Genomic DNA, 21,155 nt, shown 5'->3' with positions numbered 1-21,155 from the left:
AATGTTGTTGCTTATACAAGATTTTTATTAACCAGTTCGGCAAGTTGATAAGTGATTACATAATAAGCTTGCTCATCAGTAATATGGAATTGTGGATCTTGCATATTGTTGTTAATGTTTTGCGCAAGCATCGTTGATAAGGTAACCATTAAGCGTGCAAACACGTTATTATCTTGAGCGTTTTTAACTTTATTATAATCTGCAGCGGCAGGTAAATCGCTTCCTAAACCATCAGTGGAAAGTAGAAATTGAAGGGCTAATCTAGTGTCATTGAATCCTGATTTCTGTAAGGCGCTGTGTACCATATCTTTTACTTGATTAGGGATTAATTTAATCTCAATGGTTTTGCCTAAGAACTTAAAGCTGTAACTTAAGTTTAAGAAATCATTAATAGCGACATTGATATCGTTAGTTGCTTCAGATAATTGTTGTACTTTCGCATTAGTTTGTACGTTTTGTAACGCAGAGACCACCATATCTTTGTTGATAGCATAGACTGCTTCAACTGCCATGTCACGAGCCTGATAGTAGCTGTTAAATGCATCCATTGGGATGCTGTAACCTAAGGTGTTTAGCTTGACATAAAAGTCTTTGGTTTCATCAATGCTTTTGCCTTTTTGAATAACATTAACGCCGTTAACAGTCAGGTAATTTAATAAGTAATTAAACTCATAAGCTTTTTGCTCCCCTGATTCACCATTTAGGAAAGTAACACGATGATCCCACGCTGCTTGTAGCTCAGTATGTGCTTCTGTTAGCGCTTGATCCATCTTATCAAGCATCGGATAATTATTAACAACTGCTTTTAATGCGTTGCTAAAGCCAGCAAGATCATCTGACATTTTAAGTAGATCTTGAGATGTATTAAAAGCATTGTATTGTGGTGCTGTGATTGAAACTAAATTGGCCGTGTTAACAACGGCAGCAATATAATTGTTTGCTTTGGCATTTTGCACTAATTTTTTAAGTTGCTGAATATTTTCAGTACCCTCTTGATCTGAAAAGCTTACATCATTGACGTGTGTAACTGCTTTTGCAACATCGTCAGACGTTACATTGGTTGCAGCAAAAGCGCTCGTTGATATGAATAAAGAACTTGCAATTAATAAACTTAGTTGTTTCATTTTTTTCTCCGTGTGTTTGTGTTGCAGGGAGAAATTTACCGTTTTTTGATCAGTTGTGGAAATTAGTATTTCTAATAGGGATATTAGTTTTTTAAATAACTAGGACTTTTGCGCTAAAATCCTGTGCGTATTTAGGCTTTGCTTGTGTATAATGCATTTACCTTTTTCCAAGTAAAGTAGTCATGAAATTTAATAAAATCACTGCATGCACACTTGCAATCTTAAGTATCAGTACCTTGGCAGGGTGCGCATCAACCAGTAATTTCTTCCGTAACCGTGATTTTGATTACGCGCGTCAATCCGTTGAACAAAAAAAACCATTGGAAGTACCAAAATCGGTTTCAACAGATCCTAATATTCATCCGGCATTGGTGATTCCTGAAGGGCAAACAAGCTTTACTAAGAATCAACTGTCTCAGGCGCAAAATGCGATGTTACCACCTAATTTTGCATCCAACTATGATGTCAGTGCGGTTGAGCAAAAACAGCTTTATGTTGTCACAACGAAGTTAAGCTATGACAAAGATAACCAAGCTAAATTAGTCATTTACGAACCACACGCAGTGACATGGATGATTGTAGAGTCTGCGTTAGAAGATAAACTGCCTAATGTGTCACTTGAAAAAACAGATAAAGACAATAGTCGTTTTATCGTTAAAGATAAAGCCTCAGGTGAATCTTACTATGTGTTTATCGGCCATGTTAAAAATGAATTTAGACGTGCGGAGTTATCCTTGTTTAATATGGATGAAAAACCTGCAGTTACTAAAGAGGCAAGTAGCATCGTCGAGCAGATCCAAAAAACAATAGAAGGTCAAAAAGTCACTGAAGAAACTTTAGTCAATGCACAATTCGGGTTTATTAATAGTGAGAACGGCTTGAAGTTCCAGCTTTATACTAAGGATAAAGTTGTCTCTATTGTCTTTGTGGGTGATGAGGCGCTAGCAAGAAAGACCTTGGAAAGTGCATTAAAAGCAGCAGGTTATAAGTATGTTGCCTATGATGCTAAAGAGCAGACGATTCTATTTGAAGATAATAAAGATCAAAGCTACTTATTGTATTTGTATCCATATACACAAAACGGCTCAATCTTTAGTGATATGAGTAATTGGCGTAACTTCTTTAGAGAAGAGCAAAAACAATTAAGAGTTTCATTGTTTGATACCAAACAAGTATTAATTCCAGTGGATAAGGCAAAGCCGATCTTAGCTGCGATTGCATCACATATCCCACTTAAATAGCTAAAAGGATAATGAAAATGGTTAAAGAGTTGATTTACCAAGGAAAAGCTAAGTCCGTTTATCAAAGTGATGATGCCGATAATGTTATTATTGAGTATCGTGATGATGCCACAGCATTCAATGGTGTTAAAAAAGAAGCGCTGAAAGATAAAGGGCGTGTTAATAATCTTTTTAATGCTTACATTATGCAAAAGCTTGAACAAGAGGGAGTGAAAACACATTTTGTCAAAACGCTAAATGATAATGAAAGTTTGATGAAGCGCCTTGAAATGATTCCCGTTGAGTGTGTGGTGCGTAATTATGCAGCAGGTGGGATTTGTAAACGCCTAGGTCTTGAAAAAGGCATGAAATTTGATAAACCGGTATTTGAATTCTTTTTAAAGGATGATGCGTTGGGTGATCCAATGATTAATACATCGCATATTTTAAGCTTTAACTGGGCAACTGCATCAGAAATTAAGTTTATGCGCGAAGCAACGTTTAAGGTCAATGATATTTTATCGAGTGTTTTTGATGAAGCTGGATTATTATTGGTTGACTATAAGCTTGAGTTTGGACGTTTTAAAAATGAGATCCTGCTAGGGGATGAGTTTAGTCCAGATGGCTGTAGATTGTGGGATAAAGAAACAAAAGAAGTGTTTGATAAAGATCGTTTTCGCCAAGATCTAGGCGATGTGATTGGTCACTATAAAACGGTTGCTAAACGTATTGGATTGGCGCTATAAATTTTTAATCATCATACTTTTTGTTTTCACGTTCATAAGAAATCTCAACTAGCTTATCGTTAACAAATTTAAGTTTGGTTTTGTTCTCAATGGAAGCAGTTGCTTCAGGCGTTTTATAAAATAGCGTTATATGATTGTGTTTCTTAGAGTTTCTGCTATAGCTGGCTTCGCCACAGGCTTTAGTGACTTCTGCTTGACTTTGTCCTAAGGTAAGTGGGTGACCATTACAGCTTACCTGGGTAGTTAAAGCAGATGTTTTACTCTCTGTGACAGCATTTGCAGTAACAAAGAATAAACTGGTTGGAATAAGTAACAAAAAAGACGATTTTTTCATAAGTATTCTCCTTAGTTAAATAAATAATGCGAGGCACTCCTAAGCGTAGAATATCATTTTGATTCGTCAAGGTTTTTATGATAAGGGAGCCCTAATATTGAACATTGTGTGTATGCATAATCACTAATTGTTTGACCAAAATACTCTAAGCGCCAACCATTATTTAATTTATTGACACCCATGTGATTAGGATTTATAAGCTTTTGATAGAGAAAATGTTTAAGTTCTTGTTTTGATGAGATCAGAGCTATTGGCAATTGCTGTTTTTCAGCGATTTCAGCAAGGTATTCGAAGCACAATTGTAAGAGCTCTTTATTGATTTTAATTCGTGCGCGTTCAATCAGGCTCATATCATATTGAGTATCTGTTACATGTAATATTTGGATAAGCTCAGCGCCAAAACGATGTACTTTCTTATGTGATAGAATGTGTTTTTCGGCAATAGTTTGCAGATTTAGAGGGTTTAACTTAGCTAGGTTGACAAGTTCTTGATCTGAAAGCACATAACGCGTTACCCAATTTCGACTTTGTGCATATTCCTCGCGCCAAATTGCTAATTGGATTAAGTGTGTGCGGGCAGATACATTTAAGCGTGCAAGATGATGCTTGAATTTTAAGGGAGCATCTTGTGTGTTATTGAAATGCGTCTTTTGGATAAACTGCATTTCTTCTTCAAACGCCTTGAGCCACGGTGTTTTTTTAAGCTTATCTGTTAGTAATTTTTGACATTGGATTAAAGAGATAACATCAGAGGTGGCATAGGCTATTTGCGCGCTGGATAAAGGGCGCTTACGCCAGTCTGACATTTTTTCATCCTTATTTAAATCGTCAAATCCTAAATGAATTAGCGTGTTACTAAGTGATAATTGATGATCATGCCCCAGAAATGCCATGGCAACTTGTGTATCGAATATGGCGTTAAACTCACAATTTAAGCAATGTCTTAAAATCTTGATATCATTCTCAGCCGCATGCATGATTTTAAGTGTGTGCTTATTTGCAAACAACGAATTAAGTAGTTGCAAGTTAATCTCAGCTGATAAAGCATCGATCAAATAGGTATGACTGGTTGTTGCAATTTGAATAAGACATAACTCTGGATAATAGGTATTACGCCAATAAAACTCAGTATCCAGTGCGATCATTGGTTCCGCCATCAGTAGCGGTATAATGCGTTGTAAATCATTACTGTTTGTAATCATTGAGGGCGAATTTCATCTTACAAATGCTTTATCTTACAAACAAAAGATAGAAATACAAGTAAAATAAGCTCAAATTGCTACAGCAACATTGGCAATTTTGCGCTATACTATGGTCAAAGTCTCACAAGTAAATGTGCATATTAATCAATGTAGGCTTTAAGTTTTTGACGTAAAGCGTTTAAGCTAAAGCACAAAATAGATAGGCGTATTTCCTTAAGAGGTGACCTAAAACATGGGAGCAAGGTAATGATAAGAGTGCTTTTGGTTGATGATCATGATTTGGTAAGACTAGGGATCAAGAAGTTGCTCAGTGATGTCAATAATATTGAGATCGTTGGTGAAGCAGCCAGTGGTGAGGAGGCGATTACGCTAACCTCTAAACTGTTACCTGATGTCATTTTGATGGATGTTAAAATGCCTGGTATGGGTGGTTTGGAGGCGACAAAACGCATTGCCAAGACCTATCCGCAGATTAAAATTTTAATTGTGACTGTTTATGGTGAAGAGCCTTATCCAACACGTGTATTACAAGCAGGCGCTTCTGGTTATATGACCAAAGGCGTTAGCATTGATGAGATGATTCAAGCGATTAAGACAGTGTATGCTGGAAGACGTTATTTGTCACCTGAAGTTGCACAACAACTTGCCTTAAAACATTTAACGCATGATGATGATTCACCATTTGATGTGTTATCAGAACGGGAAATGCAGGTGTTAATCATGATCACAAGTGGTCAGAAGGTTAATGAAGTGGCGGATCAGCTTTGTTTAAGTCCAAAGACGGTTAATAGTTATCGCTACCGTTTGTTTGAAAAACTAAATATTGACAGTGATGTTGAGTTAACGCATATGGCGATTAGACATAAATTGATTGACCTTGAAAGTAACAAAGAATAATATTTTTTAATTTGCTCCTGTCCATAAAAAACTATGTTTCACTCAGATAGCTCTGAAAATGTCACACAGACATTTGATCTAGATTCTTTTTTAAAACATTTAACAACACATCCAGGCGTTTATCGTATGTATGATAAAGCGCAGACGATTTTATATATTGGCAAAGCCAAAAATCTCAATAAACGTGTGAATAGTTACTTTAAAAAAGGAGCTAAAGATATCAAAACACAGACATTAGTTGAGCAGGTGGCATTTATTGATGTCACGGTAACACCTAGTGATTATGATGCCTTTTTATTAGAAAGTGCGCTAATTAAAAAGCATAAACCTAAATATAATATTCTATTTAAAGATGATAAAAGTTATCCTTATTTGCATTTAAGTGATCATGTGTTTCCAAGATTGTCTGGTTTTCGCGGTAAGCCGCGCAAGGCAGGGCAGTTTTTTGGACCCTTTGTCTCATTATCATCAATGAAAGAAATGTTGATTTTACTGCAAAAGCTTTTTCCCATTAGGCAATGTGAGGATAGTTATTTTAACCATCGCTCACGCCCTTGTTTGCAATATCAGATTAAGCGTTGCAGTGGTCCTTGTGTGAATAAAATTAGTATTGAAGACTATAAGATACAAGTTGATCTTCTGGCAAAATTTATGAGTGGTAAGCTTACCTCTGTATTAGAAGAAATCTCACAAAAAATGCAAGATGCTGCCAATGAAGAAAACTTTGAGCTTGCCGCACAGTTGCGTGATCAATTAGCACTGCTGACCAAGCTACAGCAGCAGCAATTTTTGGATAAGTTGAATAATAAACGTTTGCATGTGTTGGGTATTTTACAAGAAGCCGATAAGGTGTGTATTACATTGGTTAGTATTGAACAAGGAAAAGTCTCCGATGATAAACATTGGTTTATTAGTCAAAATGGCAGTACGTTGACGGATATTTTAGAGGCTTTTTTATCACATTACTATTTGGCAGAACCACGAACAATTTGGCCTGAAGAAGTTATTTTGCCTAAGGAAGTTAAGGTATCAGAGTCGCTACTTATAAGTATTGCGCATAAGGCTGAGCGACAGATTAAATGGATTAAAGAGGCTATAGCTGATAATGCCAAATGGCAGAAGCTTGCTTTAATCAACGCACGTCAAAAATTACAGATGAACTTGCAATCTAAGCAACATTTTGTCAAACGGTTTGAGGCTCTAGCAAAGTGGCTTGATATCCCTGAGATTAAACGTATTGAATGCTTTGATATTAGTCATCACCAAGGTGAGGCAACGGTGGCTTCATGTGTTGTCTTTGACCAAAGTGGCGCATTAAAATCTGCACATCGACGTTATAATATTGAGGGTGTTACAGGAGGGGATGATTATGCAGCCATTGCACAAGCAGTTACAAGGCGCATTGAATCAGGGATAGAGGCAAATAACCTGCCAGATGTTATGATTATTGATGGTGGCAAGGGTCAGATTAAAAAAGCAGAAGAAGTATTGCTGCACTATGATCAGCAGCATAGTATTAAATTATTGAGTCTTGGCAAAGGTGTTGAGCGAATCAGTGGTAAAGAGGATATTTTTCAAGGTTTTGATAATGAGATATATCATTTGCCAGAGCATGACTTAGCCTTTTTGTTGTTAAGACAGATTCGTGATGCAGCACATGACTTTGCCATCAAAGCACAGCGTAAAAAGCTGGCAAAACGCCAAACTGAATCCGTACTTGAGTCAATTGAAGGGGTCGGTAGTAAACGTCGACAAGCACTTTTAAGGCACTTTGGTGGATGGCAAGAGTTATCACGTGCCTCAATTGATGAGATTGCAAAGGTCAAGGGCATTAGCCCTAAACTTGCTGATCATATATGGCATGCGTTTCGTTAATTACGCTTTGATATACTCATCGGCCTTTACTAACCAGCGTTCTATAATTGGCTCAATGGTTTGTGGATGGTGTTGTATAAGAGCATCTGCAATGGTGGTAATTTCATCAAATAGATTTTGATGTTGACTTAAATCTGCGACTTTAAACTGGATATCACCGGTTTGGTTTTTACCAAAGATATCTCCGGGGCCTCTGAGTTTAAGGTCTTCCTCAGCAATGATAAAACCATCTTGAGTTTGGCGCATAAGCTCTAAACGCTTCTTAGCGGTGAGCGACAAAGGTGATTGATAAAGTAAAATACAGTTACTTTCCTTGTGTCCACGTCCAACACGACCACGTAATTGATGCAGTTGAGATAAACCCAAACGCTCAGCATTATCGATAATCATAATATTGGCATTAGGTACATCAACACCAACCTCAATCACGGTGGTTGCGACCAATATATCTAGCTCATGCGCCTTAAACTGCTGCATAATGAGTGTTTTTTCCTGAGCCTTCATCTTGCCGTGAATAAGACCAATGCGTGCGCTTGGCAACATTTCTTTGATGGTTTCAAAAAGTGATTCAGCATCTTGCAGTGTGACTAATACTTCGGATGATTCAATTAAAGGACACACCCAGTAGGCTTGTCCATCGGCATTGATATGTGCTTCAAGTTTATTGATTAATGTTTGCTTTTTAGTTTGATTTAACACACTGGTGGTGATTGGTTTGCGATTAGGTGGTAGCTCATCAATGATCGATAGATCAAGATCACCATATATGGTCATCGCCAATGTGCGTGGAATAGGGGTTGCCGTCATCACAATTTGATGAGGTTGCCAATTGTTGCTTCTTGATTTATCAATTAATGCCAAGCGTTGTTCAACGCCAAAACGATGTTGCTCATCAATAATCACCAATCCAAGCCTAGGATAATCAATGCTTTGCTGAAACACTGCATGGGTGCCAACGATAACGCAATTATGTTGTGTCTGTATTACCTCAAGTGCGCTTTTGCGTTCTTTTGCCGTTAATTTTTGAGCGATAAAAACAACAGGAATGTCAAAAGCACTAAGCCAATTGCTTAGATTATGATAATGTTGCTCTGCCAAAATCTCTGTGGGTGCCATCATCACTGATTGTAGGTGATTAGCAGCAGCTTGAATTAAGCAAGCGCTGGCAACAACAGTTTTTCCAGAGCCGACATCCCCTTGCACAAGGCGTGAGCATGGTTTGGGTTTGATCAAATCAGCAAAAATCTCAGCAATAACACGCTCTTGGGCTTTGGTTGGGGCAAAAGGCAACTGACTGATGAACTTATCAAGCAATTTAGGCTCGATTTTTATCTTTGCAAATGGTGTTGATTGATTGGTTAGGCGCACTTTTTTCGCATTAAGATTATGTGCAAGCATTTCCTCAATCGCTAAACGATAACGAGCGTGTGTGACGCGCTTAATGGACTGTTCAAAGTCGCTGTTTTGTGGGAAATGAATTTCCATTAAAGCGTTATTAATATCCAAAAACCCATGGCTTTGCAAGATCTCAGTAGGCAGCAGTTCTTTAAAAGAAATCGATGACTTAATCTGCTTTATTAATTTATGGATAACTGTGGAGCTTACACCTTCAATCGTTGGGTAAATCGCAGTAATTTCACCGCTTAAGGCTTCATTTTGATCATTAATAATTTGCCACTCAGGGTGAATGACCTCAATGCCGTGATGAGTGTGATTAATCTCACCAAAGCAGCGAATGATTTTACCCTTTTGCAGTAGCTTAGTTTGATTGGGGTAAAACTTAAATAAATGCATTTTGCACATGCCACTGTCATCAGAGAAATAGCAATTAAGATGCTTCTTGCCAAAGCTGTTAATATTCACTTGGCGGATAACGCCAGATATTTGCTGCTTTTGCCCTGAGACAGTATGCCCAATCGATGTAATGGTGCGTCGATCTTGATAGTCTTTGGGTAAATGAAGTAACAAATCCCATGGCGTGTGAATGTTGGCCTTATTAAGCTTTGCTAATGTCGATTTACCGATACCTTTTAAGCTTGAGAGATCTTCGGACATGCATTTACCTAAAGAACGAACCAAGTTTATTATTTAAGGCATTTGTGAGCGCCTTTTCAATAATGGGTTGTAAGTTTTTTTGCAGCTGAACTTGATCAATTGCGGCAGTAAATTGCTTGTTTTGATAGTTTAGATTATATGGGATAGTCAAGCTTGGCGTGCCTTTGATATGGATCAAAAGTGGGTAGTTTAGCTTGGGTGTGCTTAAGTTCGCTTGCCCATAGCCTGTGACCGTAAATTCTGGAGCTTGCCAATCGATCTTTGTTGTCTTAAGTTGGTTGTTATCAACATTGCTTTGAATGTTAAGTTGTTTTAATTGCGTGCTTTTGCTTGGATCAGCAATGAGTTTGTCTTTAGCAAGAAGCGGTAGTAGTTGAGATTTCAATGTTTGAAAGGCGCTACCAATACCATCGCCTTGATCAACAGCACTTAATAGATTATGTGTTGAAGAAGCAATCGCATTAAGATCAATGCCGATAAGATTAGCACTTTGAGCGTTGATGCTAATGTCAGCTTTTGCTGCTGAGTCATTGTGTGAGAATGTAAAATGAAGTGCAAACGAATCTAAGTCGACTTTGAAGCCGTTAAGATTAATTATTTGTGCTAATGCAAGATGAGGTGCTGTGAATTGCCCTTTAAACGAAAGCTTAGGTTTAAGTATAATTTGACTCACATTACCTATAAGCAGCTGATCATTGATTTTTAGGCGAATATTATCAATATTGTTGAGCATATTATTATTGTTTAGATAAATACTGGGCACTTTAAGGCAAACAGGCAAGTTGTTAAGTGTGGTTTGTATGCTTAAATCCGTAATTTCAGTGCTGTTAGGGTGTGGTGTTAACGTTAATTGAATATTTAGCTGCTTGACATCGTTGGTTAACTCAGTGCTCACGCTATAGCGTTGATGTTTTTCGACGATATTCAAAAGAGGTGCTTTAAACTGTTGATGTGCGGCACTAATTTCACCGTTTTGTAGCGTTAAAGATTCAAAAGGGTTGCTCGGGTGAATGAGGAAATCAAGTGGATTAATTTTAATCGTCGCATCTTGCCAATGACTTGTGAAGGTGCCATTTTGCGCATTAATTGCGACTTCTTTAGCATTAAGCTGCATTGATTTTAGCGAGAAATCTAGCGGTCCATTAAGCATAATGTGGATGTTGGGGTCATTGTTTATTTTGCTGTTGATCCAAGCTTTATAGTCATTAGGGTTGAAAATAAATATCAACCAGATAAACATTAAAATAATCAACAGTGCAATAATGCCGATAATACTAAGTAAGAGTTTTTTAATCACACACATATTCCTTCGTAAAAGTAAAAGATGTCAAATTCATTGCAGAAAGACCATAATTCTAATTGGCTTCATGCATAATGTTTCTTATTATATTGGGAATTATTTTAACGAATATTTACATAGCGCCAAGCGGATTATGACAAAAAGATCTACAAAATTATTTACATTACTTATTCCTGTAACCTTGCTAGTGGGCTGTGGGCAAATGGGGCCTTTGTATTTGCCAAAGGATGATACTGCGACTGTTGCAAAGTCCACCGAAGCTTCTAATAAAACAAAGACAAGCGCTACAGCAGCGCAGTCGGCAGATACTAGCAATGATGATAAGCCATCGAATAAATTAGTTGATACAACAAATAATGATGATAAAGATAAGCAAAGTGCTCAAAGCAATACATCGTTATCATCAACTAATAGCCAGACGGCTGCTAATGATGCAGAAGCCAAGCAGGATAATCAGCAAGATCAGCAAAGTGCAGAGACGCTTAAAAATCAATAGTGAATAAAAAGTAAATAAAAATAAAACAAAACAATTGGAGTGAACGATGACAAAAAGGCTAACTGCTTTAGCTGTATTGATAGGGACGCTTAACGTAACAGCAGTTTATGCAATGAGTCCTGATGACGCACAAACTATGGCACAGAAATATCGTGCATTAGCGCAAAGTTATGAAGATTTAGCCAAACATTATCAGGCAATTGCTAATGCTGGTAGCACTAAAGCTAACCCAAGTGATAAAGCACAAAGCGTAAAAACAAGTGAAGTTACACAAAAAACGGATAGCTCCGTTGCGGACGCCGAAGTACCAGTTGACAGTGACGCAGTGCTTAGCCCTTGGGGTGATGCATTGCAGGAGCAGAAAAAATCAGCAGTTCAGCCAAAGCAAGCATCTGAATCAAGTACCGATACTGCAGCAACATCACAGGTGCAATCTACGTCTTCACTTAATAGTCTAAATCTGCCAGAAGGTATTGCCAATGATGATGCGGTATCGCAGAAGAAGCCAAACATAGCCGTTGCAGACCCTTGGAAAGGTACTAGCTTTGGTTTGGGTGGCAGCATCGTCACGGGAAATTCCGCGGCAACTAACTATAATGGTAATGCTAATATTAGTTATAATCCGATTATCCCATGGAAAAATACATTGGTGATGAGCTATTTGTATAATCGCGATGATATGCCTGATGGTAAAGGCGTTAAAACCAATAAATTCCAAGCAACAGGAACAAGCTCATGGAACTTCGATAAAAATAATGGTGTTTATGGTCGGGTTAATTACTTGAATGATCAGTTAGATACCTACACCTATATCTTATCAGAGTCTATCGGTTATCAGCGTCAGCTGTATAGTAATGACAAGATGAGTTTAACGTCATCTATCGGTCCAAGTTTAACGCAACAAAAAGTCAAGGATACTGGCGAGTTTTCCAATGCGCTCGGTGCGCAGGGTGGGTTAGACTATGTATGGAACTTTACCGATAGCTTTAGCTTTAAGCAAAGTATTTTAGTCAACTGGACAGCAGATGATGCAACGACTTATCAGACCAATAGCACCTTATCGACGGAGATTTACAAGAATCTTATTTTGCAATTGGGCTTCCAAATCAATGGTAGCAGTTGGGCAAGCTCCAATAAGAAACGTGTTAATACCGTGACATCAACAACGATTGCATATTCGTTTTAATTATATGCCCACTGCATAAATCATTGGCTATAAACCATGTGCCCGCCCACTTCGATTATGTAAACGCTGGCTGAGCGTAAGTCGAAGCCTCTATGAAGTGTGATTGCCCTTCGACTTATGCTCAGGGTACGGTGAGCCCTTTTGGGTAAATATTTAGTCAATGCGTAATCATCATTAGTTTGAAGGCGCCTACTTTTTAGTAACTTCTACTTCGTTATGGCTAGACATTGATTGTGTTTCAGATTTGTCACTGGAGGAAGCATTATATTTTTCTAAAGTAATACTCTGCATCTGCACAATAATATTACTTGCCACTTGTGATTGCAGGCTGTTGTAAATTTGTTGCTGTTGTGAGTTATTACTTAGCTGTTGCGTTGCATTTGTGGTATACGTTTGTTGTGCGGAGTTGATTTGATCTTTGAGGATAATTTGGTTTTTGTTATTTAAAATATCATAACTCACTGTATAACTCATGATGTAGTCATTGGAAGATGCGCCACCGGTGATGCCGACTAGGCGACTACTTTGTGCAGCAGACTTAATGTGAATGATAATATTAGCCTCTTTGGCAGAAGTCACAATATCAGCACCTGTTGAGGTGACAATGGAGTTTAATGCATTGATAAAGCCAAATTGGTTACCATTGTAGCTGATATATACTTTTTGCATAAACTTAGGCATGCCCTCGTTCCAACCGCGTAAGTGAAAGCCGCAGCCATAAAGCAAAGTAACAAACAATGCGATAATCAGTAATTTAAGATTAACGGTTTTAAAGCGTAAATAATGCATCATTCATTAGGCTCCAATCACTAGATTCATTAATTTTTTCGGCACGTAAATGGCCTTTTTAATTGTTTTTCCTTCAAGAAATTTGCTGACTACCTCATCAGCAATAACCATAGCCTCGATTTCTTTGGCAGTAAGTGTGCTTGAGACATCCATCTTGGCACGCAACTTGCCATTGACTTGTACCACTAGAGTAAAGTTGTCACTAATAAGCGCTTGGTTATCAATTTGCGGGAATCCTGCATTTAAAATATCATCACCAAAATTAAGCTCTGACCACAAAGCTTGTGCAATGTGTGGGGTAAATGGCGCTAATAAACGCAGCAAAATGCTCACGCCTTCGGTAATAACAGCACTGTTTGTGGCATTTTGTAAACTATTAAAAATCTTCATACATGCTGAAACAACCGTATTAAACTGCATCTTATCAAAATCAAAGAGCGCTTGTTTTAATACGCTATAGATTTCAAAGCGTACCTTTTTATCGTCGTTGCTTAACTTATCAAGGCTCAAGGTGTGCTGAAGGTCAATCTTGTCATGATGGCTATGAATATAGCTCCATATTTTCTTTAAGAATCTGTGTGCGCCTTCTACACCTGAATCAGACCACTCAAGTGATTGCTCAGGCGGAGCTGCGAACATGCTAAATAAACGCACGGTATCGGCACCATATTGTTCAATCAAAGCTTGCGGGTCAACCGTGTTACCTTTTGATTTTGACATTTTAGCGCCATCTTTTAGTACCATGCCTTGTGTTAATAAGTTATTAAATGGCTCACTACTGGTGACAAGACCCGCGTCACGCATCAGTTTATGGAAAAAGCGCGCATATAACAGATGCATAATCGCATGCTCAATACCACCAATATACTGATCAACAGGCAGCCAGTAGTTGGCTTCATCATCAAGCATCTTATCAGCTGTTGGACAAGTGTAGCGTGCGTAATACCACGAAGACTCCATAAAAGTGTCAAAGGTATCTGTCTCGCGTGTGGCTTTGCTGCCACATTGTGGGCAAGTCGTTTGGTAAAATTCAGGCATTATCTTAAGGGGTGAGGTAGCCCCTGTCAATGCGACATCTTGAGGTAGTTTGACAGGTAGGTTTTCTTCCTTTTCAGGGACGATGCCGCAATTTTCACAATGAATCATTGGAATAGGACAGCCCCAATAGCGTTGGCGCGAAATACCCCAGTCGCGAATTCTAAAATTGGTGGTGATCTCGCCTGTGTTATTGGTAATGAGATATTCAGCAATCTTGCTGAAAGCAGTATCAAAATCAAGGCCATTAAATTGTCCTGAATTGATTAAAGTGCCTTTTTCAGTAATCGCACCTTTGCTAAGGTCAGTGTTACCCTCAGTCGTTTTGATGACTTGTTTTAATGGAATGTTGTATTTATGTGCAAATTCCCAATCACGCTCATCGTGCGCAGGTACTGACATCACAGCCCCTGTGCCATAACTCATTAAGACAAAGTTAGCAATCCAGACTTCAACCTTATCACCAGTGATAGGATGTGTTGCATAAAAAGGTGTTTTAATGCCAAGTTTTTCTTGTGTGGCAAGATCTGCTTCCATGGTTGAGGTTTGCTGACACTGTTTAATAAACTCAGCAATCTCAGTACTATCTTTAGCAGCTTGTAACGCGAGCGGGTGCTCAGCAGCAATTGCTAAATAAGTGACACCCATTAAGGTATCAGGGCGTGTGGTGAAAACATCAAGTTTAGTGCCGTTGACATCAAATGTTACCGTTGTGCCTTCAGATTTACCAATCCAATTAGTCTGCATGATTTTAACCGCGTCAGGCCAACCTTTTAGCTTGTCTAGATCTTGTAAAAGCTCATCGGCATAGTCCGTGATTTTAACAAACCATTGAGGGATTTCTTTTTTCTCAACAAGTGCACCTGAGCGCCAACCACGACCATCAACAACTTGTTCATTGGCAAGAACAGTCTGATCAATGGGATCCCAGTTAACTACGGAGTTTTTGCGATAGACTAAGCCTTTGTTGTAAAGCTCAATAAAAAACCACTGTTCCCACTTGTAATAACTATCATCACATGTTGCAAGCTCGCGATCCCAGTCATAACCAAAGCCTAAAGACTGTAACTGCTTTTTCATATAAGCGATATTGCTATATGTCCAATCAGCAGGTGCTTTTTGATGTTTGATAGCAGCATTTTCAGCGGGCAAACCAAAGGCATCCCAACCCATTGGTTGCAATACATTTTTACCAAGCATGCGTTGATAGCGGCTAACGACATCACCTAGGGTATAATTACGCACGTGCCCCATATGCAATGTGCCACTTGGATAGGGTAGCATTGATAAGCTATAAAACTTTTCTTTACTGGTATCTTTAACGGCTTTAAAAGATTGATTATCTTGCCAGAAGGCTTGAATTTGCTTTTCTAATTGGGTGAAGTCGTAAGTTTGTTGCATTCTATTATCCAATTGTATGTTCTAAGTAGCGGTATTAAGTATTTAATAAATTGCCAGTATGTTAGCGAAATTTTTAAGAAACGACTAGTATCAATAGTGTTTATCTTGCGTTGTCGTCATTAATGCTTTAATTTTTAGGGTGCGGAGTCTAACTATTAATGTTTGCATTGCTCTGTTTTGAGGCTAAAGTATGGATATAATCATTATAGGTGGTCATTGTTTATGAGTAAGCAAATTTCTAAATCAAATTTTAAAACACATGCTTTAGAGTGTTTCCTTACGATAGAAAAAACGGGGCAGCCATTTATTATTACAAATCATGGTAAGCCATCATTAATGATTTCATTAATAAAGAAGGGAATGCCGTTGGATTTGTTGGGAAACTCAGTAATGAAGTTTGAGGCTCCAACCGTGCCTGTGGCTGATAGTAATTGGGATCTTGCGTAGAGTGGTTATTGCAACTGCAAGTATCTATGGCGCAATATCAATAAAAAAACTAAGGAAACAAGATGAAAGGAAAATATATAGCATTACTCGCTTCAATGTCTGTAACTGTCAGTATCGGGCTATCGCAAGCAGCCACTGATCAAGCTTCAGTGAAGTCGTATAATGATCAAACAATTGCTAGAATGCATAAAGCGCACAATCTGTATTCACCCGTTGGTTATTGGTTGCAGTATACCGATGATGGCAAACAAGCACAGTCAATTTTACAAGTTTACAAAGGTAAAGATGGCAAGCTTGAAGGTAAGATTATTGTGCCTTTTGTTAATATTGTTGATGACAAAAAACAAGTGCCTGATGTCTCGTGCAAAAACTGTGGCAAGGGCGATGAAAATGGGTATAAGTTTGACTATTCAAGCTATCCAAACAATCAAGTGCAAGGCTTGAAAATGATGTGGAGTTTTGACAAGGATGGTGACAAAGATGGATCAGATGGAGCGTTATATGAAGATGGTTCAATCTTGGATCCATCCAGTGGCAAAGTCTATAGTTGCAAGATTCAAACACAAGAAAATGGCAAAAAGCTCTATGTGCGTGGTTATGTTGGTTTCTCATTGTTTGGGCGCACGCAATATTGGTATCGTATTGATCAGCAGGAAGCTTTGCAATGTGCTAAAGTCTGTGGCTTAACTAAAGATGGTTATTATACTTATGCTGACAAAACAGGAAAGATTACCAATGAGAAATTATGGCAGCAATGTTCAACGATTACTTTAAAGGCCAATGGTTTGTGTCACTTTGGCGCTTAATTGTAACGTTTATGATCAAAAAATAAAAAATAGCTGTGTGTATAATAAATAAAATTTGAAAGTGAGATTTTTTTTCAATAAAATCTCGGTTGAATTTTGGATTCTAAGGATTATGGAGTGAATACGATGAATATGAAAGAAGAGTTAAAAACCAAATCAATTTATATGCTACCGGCATTATTATCTATTGGCTTACTAGCAGGCTGTGCAAGTTCTGGCAATAATGTTAGCTATGTAGATCCGCAGGGTGTCGATACGACATCAATCAATTTCAACTCAACAGACTTGCAAACGACAACGCAGAAAATGGTTGGTGGCATGCTCGCATCTCCAGCGATTGCACGTATTACAGCGGGTGGTAAACAACCGGTGGTATTCTTTAGTACGATTAAGAATGAAACCGCAGAGCATATTAATACAGGCATGCTAGCGAATACCGTTTCAACTGAGATTATCAATAGTGGTAAATTCCAGTTCACTGATATGTCGCAAGTCAAGCAAATGAAAGAGCAGATGGATTATCAGTCTGAATCTGGTATGGTCGATCAAGCAACAGCGACGAAGATGGGTCAACAAATCGGTGCACAATATATGATTTATGGCAGCATTGCTGATATGCAATCGATGAATAGTGATCAGCACTCTTTATTTTATTTGATTACATTAAAAATGATCGATCTAAAAACAGGCATTATTGTTTGGCAAGATCAAAAACAGATTCGCAAAGTACAAAAGCGTAGCTCTTTTGGCTGGTAATTCTAGTTATCTTATGCGCAATTTGGTTATCAACGTTGCGGCTTGGCTAACTCTTTGGATATCGCAGTGGCGCAAGCACGTGCAGTTGCTGAAGCAAACTATGCTAATTTCTTAAACTCTTCAATGACAATCCTTATTTACATCAATTTTAAGTGAGAATCGATAATGATTAAAAAAACGATATTAGCGCTTTCTTTGTTGCCTGCTGTACTTTTTGCACAGGTGACGGAAGTATCAAAAAATGTCACAGGTGTTGGTAAGACTTATGACAAGGCTTTAAAAAGCGCCTTAGTTCAAGCAGTATCACAAATCAATGGTGTCGATGTGTCGTCAATTGAGCGGTCGATTAATAAAACGTTTGATGCGAATATTGATGCCAAAACCAGTGATTATGGTGATGTAAAGGCAGATATTAAGTTATCAAAAAGCTATGAATCGAGCATTAAAACTGCAACCAAAGGCTTAATCAATGGTTATGATGTGATTGATAGCAAAGAGGTTGATGGTGTATGGCAGCTAACGGTTGTTGTCAAAATGAGTGAATATCAAAATGTTGATGAGCGTGAGAAGCTCAAGCTTTACTCAATTGCTTTGACACCTTTTCATTTCATGCCTGGATCAATTAATGGCTTAATCGGTTTAGAGCAAGTCAAACCAATGATTCAAGAAGCATTGCAAAACCAGTTTGTCCAGTCGCGCAAGTTTAATGTGGTCAGTCGTAGTGCCGAAGATTTTGGTGCATATAAAGATGAAATGGCAGTGCTGGAATCAGGGCATGCCAAGCCAGCTGAAAAAGCGCGCATTAAGCAGTTGATTGGTGCGGATTTTATGGTGGTTGGTGATATTGCAAGCTTTGATTTTTATCAAACCAAAAAAGAGTTTTATGGTGAGGATTTCAAAACATGGCATGTTGGTTTGGTCATTAACTATCGCGTCATTGAAACGGCAACGATGGCAATCAAATGGTCAGATAGTGTTAAAGTTTACTTACCATCATCCGATGTTGCAAAAGAGATGAACTCAGAAGACACAGAGGTAAATGCGATTGCACAGTCTTTGTTTGACAAAGCAGGGCAACAAATTGCTAATGAAGTGATTGGGTTGATTTATCCATTGACGATATTAACCGTTCAGGGTGATGATATTTATCTTAATCAAGGGGGTGATCGCGTGCAAGTTGGTCAAAAATTTGAAGTCCATGCTAAAGCAGATACGGTAATCGATCCAAGTACGGGCGAGCATATTCCAATACAAGGTAAAAAATTTGCTGAGATAGAAGTAACGAGTGTGACACCCAAATATGCGATAGCAAAAGTGCTCTCAGGTCAGGTTGGTAAGGTTGTCAGGGGTTTACAAGTTTATCCTACAAAGCAGTGAGTTTGGATTAAGGTAATGGCAGAAATAATTAAAAATAGCGCGTTAAGTCTATTGTGTGTTAGCGCGTTGATGTTATCAGGATGTGCGACTTTTTCAGCATCCTACCCCGAAAAAATGAAGCAAGTAAAGGCAGATGCGGCAAGTGGGAATATCCCCGAAGCACAAAAGGCATTTGTTGAAGCGTTTGGTGATAAGCCGACAACTGATAACTTATATTTGTTAGAGCAGGCGCGTTTAGCGCAATTAAATGGCAATATTGCCGAGTCTAAGAAAGATTATCAAACAGTCATTCAAACCGTGGCAACCAGTAAAATGGCAGCGAAAGTTCAAGTATCTAAAATGTTAGAAAATATGGGGGCGGTACTCACTAATGATCGTGAGTTACCATTTTCAACGCCTGATTATGCAATGACATTTTTATATCCGTACCAGGCATTGAATTACTTATCTGAAAATGACCTAAGTGGTGCGCTTGTGGCTATTCGTCAGTTAAGTAATGCACAGTATTGGACATATCAGCAAAAGTTAATGGCAGGAGACTTGCAAAACAAATATCAAAAAGACACGAATAAAGCAGGAATTAATGAGGATAAACTAGGGCTTAACAAATCACCCGAGATCAATCAGATGTTTAGTGCGGTCAAAGATGCCAGTAACGCTTATGAAAATGGCTTTGGTTATTATCTGGCGAGCATTTTATACCAAGCGTTTGATGATAATTACAATAACGCCTTTGTCTCGATCAAAGATGCCAAAAGACTTTTGCCTGATAACCCTTATGTTTTACGTACTTATGATGAGATTGAGCGTGGCTTTAATGGCGGTAACGCCTATGCCTCTGGCAAAGGGCGTTTGGTTGTGCTTTATGAGCAAGGTTTTGTCACTCCACGACAGGCGTTTAAGCTACCACTCTTTTTAGGCAAACTTGGGTTGCAAGAGGTTGCGGTGGCTTATTACCCTTCAACGTATACTTTGTTGCCCGCAAAAGACTTATACATCACACAAGATAAGAAAATCATCGATAAAGGGCGAACTTCACTATTGGTTAATACCACACAAATGGCAATGAAGTCATTAACTGAAGAGTACCCTGCGATTATTACCCGTGAAGTGATTCGTTTGGTTGTGAAATCACTGGCAACTTATGAGGCGAGTAACCAAGCCGGGGGTTGGGGTTTGTTAGCAGGCTCCATTTATAGCTTTATGACCGCACAAGCAGATGAACGCAGCTGGCTACTATTGCCTAATAATATTCAACTATTCGAGCAGCAATATACGCCGGGAAAATATACACTGGATATTGCATTAAAAGAGACGCCGGTTGACATTAAGTCGAATAAAACAACCTTACTATGGATTGTAAATATGGGTGATTTCACGAAAGTATATCATTTTATTATTTAAGATTTAGAAGATAAAAGGGGATAACGTGCATTCTAATCATGCTGATACCGTAAACAACACCGTCAAAAAACTAACCGCACTGGGGCTTTTTATTTGGAGTATTTGTGCGCTTTTTTATGGCTTTGAATATTTTGTGCGTTCATCGACCAATGCCTTGGCATTGTCATTACGTAATGACTATGGTTTTGACTCATCAACGATTGCTATTTTAGGTTCGGCGTTTTATCTATCCTATGTGATTTCACAAATTCCAGCAGGGCTGTTGGTCGATCGCTTTGGTGTGAAGCGTATCATGGTTTGTAGTACGTTTTTGTTTACCGTGGCAATGTTTATGTTCTCACTAAGTCATAATCCCATTGTGATGATCTTGGCACGCGTCATCGCGGGTTTTGCTGGAGGATTTGGCATTTTGTGTGCGTTAAAATCATTATCACTATGGTTGCCAGATCGATTGTTTTCAATGTTTGTCGGCTTCACTCAGTTTAGCTGCTATGCCGGAGGTGCGCTCTCTGCATTGCCTTTGGTACTGTTTTTGGATCACTACACGGTTTCTGAAGTGTTTTTTGTGGTCGCAATAATCAGTTTGGTGTTGTTTTTGGTGAGTGCGCTTTTTATACGTAAACACCCTTCAAATGTGAATCAAGGTTTAAATTATGCACAGTATTTTTGTGCCAGCAACTCAGATGCTGCACATAGCCTTCCAAA

Annotated in this window: 19 protein-coding genes; 12 read left to right on the top strand and 7 right to left on the bottom strand. The window is 38.4% G+C overall.

Translation table 11 applies throughout. The annotated features are described in order from the left end of the window. Window positions 1-11: 11 nt before the first annotated feature. Window positions 12-1,124: a hypothetical protein gene (locus tag ACY10D_RS00915; RefSeq protein ID WP_486998937.1), complete on the bottom strand. Its 1,113-nt coding sequence runs from the start codon at window positions 1,122-1,124 to the stop codon at window positions 12-14. Between the two features lie 182 nt (window positions 1,125-1,306). Here ACY10D_RS00915 and ACY10D_RS00910 point away from each other — a divergent pair, with 182 nt between their 5' ends. Together ACY10D_RS00910 and purC are read left to right on the top strand one after the other, a co-directional pair. Continuing rightward, window positions 1,307-2,365 (top strand): hypothetical protein, encoded by a 1,059-nt coding sequence (locus ACY10D_RS00910; RefSeq protein ID WP_486998936.1) that lies wholly within the window; start codon window positions 1,307-1,309, stop codon window positions 2,363-2,365. Window positions 2,366-2,382: 17 nt separating this feature from the next. Further along, window positions 2,383-3,090 carry a phosphoribosylaminoimidazolesuccinocarboxamide synthase gene (gene purC / locus ACY10D_RS00905; RefSeq protein ID WP_486998935.1) on the top strand — a complete coding sequence of 236 codons (708 nt, stop codon included), beginning with the start codon at window positions 2,383-2,385 and terminating at the stop codon, window positions 3,088-3,090. A 4-nt stretch (window positions 3,091-3,094) separates the two neighbouring features. On the opposite strand, the gene ACY10D_RS00900 is transcribed toward purC, so the two are convergent. Continuing rightward, a complete protein-coding gene (locus ACY10D_RS00900) occupies window positions 3,095-3,424 on the bottom strand; it encodes a hypothetical protein (protein ID WP_486998934.1) in 330 nt (109 codons plus the stop codon). A 53-nt stretch (window positions 3,425-3,477) separates the two neighbouring features. Next, a complete protein-coding gene (locus tag ACY10D_RS00895; RefSeq protein WP_486998933.1) occupies window positions 3,478-4,626 on the bottom strand; it encodes a ribonuclease D in 1,149 nt (382 codons plus the stop codon). A 246-nt stretch (window positions 4,627-4,872) separates the two neighbouring features. Between ACY10D_RS00895 and uvrY the strand changes: the two genes are divergently transcribed. Next, window positions 4,873-5,523, top strand: coding sequence for a UvrY/SirA/GacA family response regulator transcription factor (gene uvrY / locus ACY10D_RS00890; protein ID WP_192482780.1), 651 nt, complete (start codon window positions 4,873-4,875; stop codon window positions 5,521-5,523). Window positions 5,524-5,556: 33 nt separating this feature from the next. Then, on the top strand, window positions 5,557-7,398 hold the full coding sequence (uvrC, locus tag ACY10D_RS00885) for an excinuclease ABC subunit UvrC (protein WP_486998932.1): 1,842 nt from the start codon (window positions 5,557-5,559) through the stop codon (window positions 7,396-7,398). Here the strand turns inward: uvrC and recG are convergent, their stop codons facing one another. Continuing rightward, on the bottom strand, window positions 7,399-9,453 hold the full coding sequence (gene recG / locus ACY10D_RS00880) for an ATP-dependent DNA helicase RecG (RefSeq protein WP_486998931.1): 2,055 nt from the start codon (window positions 9,451-9,453) through the stop codon (window positions 7,399-7,401). A gap of 4 nt (window positions 9,454-9,457) precedes the next feature. Continuing rightward, window positions 9,458-10,750, bottom strand: coding sequence for a hypothetical protein (locus ACY10D_RS00875; RefSeq protein ID WP_486998930.1), 1,293 nt, complete (start codon window positions 10,748-10,750; stop codon window positions 9,458-9,460). 136 nt (window positions 10,751-10,886) lie between these two features. Between ACY10D_RS00875 and lptM the strand changes: the two genes are divergently transcribed. Both lptM and ACY10D_RS00865 read left to right on the top strand, forming a co-directional pair. Then, window positions 10,887-11,249: an LPS translocon maturation chaperone LptM gene (lptM, locus tag ACY10D_RS00870; protein WP_486998929.1), complete on the top strand. Its 363-nt coding sequence runs from the start codon at window positions 10,887-10,889 to the stop codon at window positions 11,247-11,249. Between the two features lie 46 nt (window positions 11,250-11,295). Further along, entirely contained in the window at window positions 11,296-12,435 is a 1,140-nt protein-coding gene (locus tag ACY10D_RS00865) for a DUF481 domain-containing protein (protein ID WP_486998928.1), read from the top strand. Between the two features lie 189 nt (window positions 12,436-12,624). On the opposite strand, the gene ACY10D_RS00860 is transcribed toward ACY10D_RS00865, so the two are convergent. After that, entirely contained in the window at window positions 12,625-13,227 is a 603-nt protein-coding gene (locus ACY10D_RS00860) for an LPS-assembly lipoprotein LptE (RefSeq protein WP_486998927.1), read from the bottom strand. A 3-nt stretch (window positions 13,228-13,230) separates the two neighbouring features. Further along, entirely contained in the window at window positions 13,231-15,660 is a 2,430-nt protein-coding gene (leuS, locus tag ACY10D_RS00855) for a leucine--tRNA ligase (protein WP_486998926.1), read from the bottom strand. 222 nt (window positions 15,661-15,882) lie between these two features. Between leuS and ACY10D_RS00850 the strand changes: the two genes are divergently transcribed. The 6 genes from ACY10D_RS00850 to ACY10D_RS00825 form a co-directional block, all read left to right on the top strand. Then, the gene (locus ACY10D_RS00850; protein ID WP_486998925.1) at window positions 15,883-16,107 is read left to right on the top strand and encodes a hypothetical protein; all 225 of its coding nucleotides are present in this window, start codon (window positions 15,883-15,885) and stop codon (window positions 16,105-16,107) included. Between the two features lie 62 nt (window positions 16,108-16,169). After that, window positions 16,170-16,913, top strand: coding sequence for a DUF2147 domain-containing protein (locus tag ACY10D_RS00845; protein WP_486998924.1), 744 nt, complete (start codon window positions 16,170-16,172; stop codon window positions 16,911-16,913). A 126-nt stretch (window positions 16,914-17,039) separates the two neighbouring features. Then, window positions 17,040-17,669 carry a penicillin-binding protein activator LpoB gene (gene lpoB, locus ACY10D_RS00840; protein ID WP_486998923.1) on the top strand — a complete coding sequence of 210 codons (630 nt, stop codon included), beginning with the start codon at window positions 17,040-17,042 and terminating at the stop codon, window positions 17,667-17,669. Between the two features lie 165 nt (window positions 17,670-17,834). Continuing rightward, window positions 17,835-19,046 (top strand): CsgG/HfaB family protein, encoded by a 1,212-nt coding sequence (locus ACY10D_RS00835; RefSeq protein WP_486998922.1) that lies wholly within the window; start codon window positions 17,835-17,837, stop codon window positions 19,044-19,046. A 15-nt stretch (window positions 19,047-19,061) separates the two neighbouring features. Continuing rightward, the gene (locus ACY10D_RS00830) at window positions 19,062-20,450 is read left to right on the top strand and encodes a COG3014 family protein (protein WP_486998921.1); all 1,389 of its coding nucleotides are present in this window, start codon (window positions 19,062-19,064) and stop codon (window positions 20,448-20,450) included. A 25-nt stretch (window positions 20,451-20,475) separates the two neighbouring features. Further along, window positions 20,476-21,155, top strand: a 680-nt coding sequence (locus ACY10D_RS00825) for an MFS transporter (RefSeq protein WP_486998920.1), incomplete at its 3' end; no start/stop codon positions are given.

The organism is Cysteiniphilum sp., assembly GCF_057495195.1.
This window is presented reverse-complemented; position numbering and strand designations above follow the sequence as displayed.

What these genes read in the sequence shown, in the direction of transcription:
- uvrY (WP_192482780.1), top strand. Translation starts at nt 4,873, where the DNA reads ATGATAAGAGTGCTTTTGGTTGATGATCATGATTTGGTAAGACTAGGG.
- ACY10D_RS00845 (WP_486998924.1), top strand. Translation starts at nt 16,170, where the DNA reads ATGAAAGGAAAATATATAGCATTACTCGCTTCAATGTCTGTAACTGTC.
- ACY10D_RS00835 (WP_486998922.1), top strand. Translation starts at nt 17,835, where the DNA reads ATGATTAAAAAAACGATATTAGCGCTTTCTTTGTTGCCTGCTGTACTT.
- ACY10D_RS00865 (WP_486998928.1), top strand. Translation starts at nt 11,296, where the DNA reads ATGACAAAAAGGCTAACTGCTTTAGCTGTATTGATAGGGACGCTTAAC.
- ACY10D_RS00850 (WP_486998925.1), top strand. Translation starts at nt 15,883, where the DNA reads ATGAGTAAGCAAATTTCTAAATCAAATTTTAAAACACATGCTTTAGAG.
- ACY10D_RS00830 (WP_486998921.1), top strand. Translation starts at nt 19,062, where the DNA reads ATGGCAGAAATAATTAAAAATAGCGCGTTAAGTCTATTGTGTGTTAGC.
- lpoB (WP_486998923.1), top strand. Translation starts at nt 17,040, where the DNA reads ATGAATATGAAAGAAGAGTTAAAAACCAAATCAATTTATATGCTACCG.
- ACY10D_RS00915 (WP_486998937.1), bottom strand. Translation starts at nt 1,124, where the DNA reads ATGAAACAACTAAGTTTATTAATTGCAAGTTCTTTATTCATATCAACG.
- ACY10D_RS00895 (WP_486998933.1), bottom strand. Translation starts at nt 4,626, where the DNA reads ATGATTACAAACAGTAATGATTTACAACGCATTATACCGCTACTGATG.
- purC (WP_486998935.1), top strand. Translation starts at nt 2,383, where the DNA reads ATGGTTAAAGAGTTGATTTACCAAGGAAAAGCTAAGTCCGTTTATCAA.
- recG (WP_486998931.1), bottom strand. Translation starts at nt 9,453, where the DNA reads ATGTCCGAAGATCTCTCAAGCTTAAAAGGTATCGGTAAATCGACATTA.
- leuS (WP_486998926.1), bottom strand. Translation starts at nt 15,660, where the DNA reads ATGCAACAAACTTACGACTTCACCCAATTAGAAAAGCAAATTCAAGCC.
- ACY10D_RS00910 (WP_486998936.1), top strand. Translation starts at nt 1,307, where the DNA reads ATGAAATTTAATAAAATCACTGCATGCACACTTGCAATCTTAAGTATC.
- uvrC (WP_486998932.1), top strand. Translation starts at nt 5,557, where the DNA reads ATGTTTCACTCAGATAGCTCTGAAAATGTCACACAGACATTTGATCTA.
- ACY10D_RS00900 (WP_486998934.1), bottom strand. Translation starts at nt 3,424, where the DNA reads ATGAAAAAATCGTCTTTTTTGTTACTTATTCCAACCAGTTTATTCTTT.
- lptM (WP_486998929.1), top strand. Translation starts at nt 10,887, where the DNA reads ATGACAAAAAGATCTACAAAATTATTTACATTACTTATTCCTGTAACC.
- ACY10D_RS00860 (WP_486998927.1), bottom strand. Translation starts at nt 13,227, where the DNA reads ATGATGCATTATTTACGCTTTAAAACCGTTAATCTTAAATTACTGATT.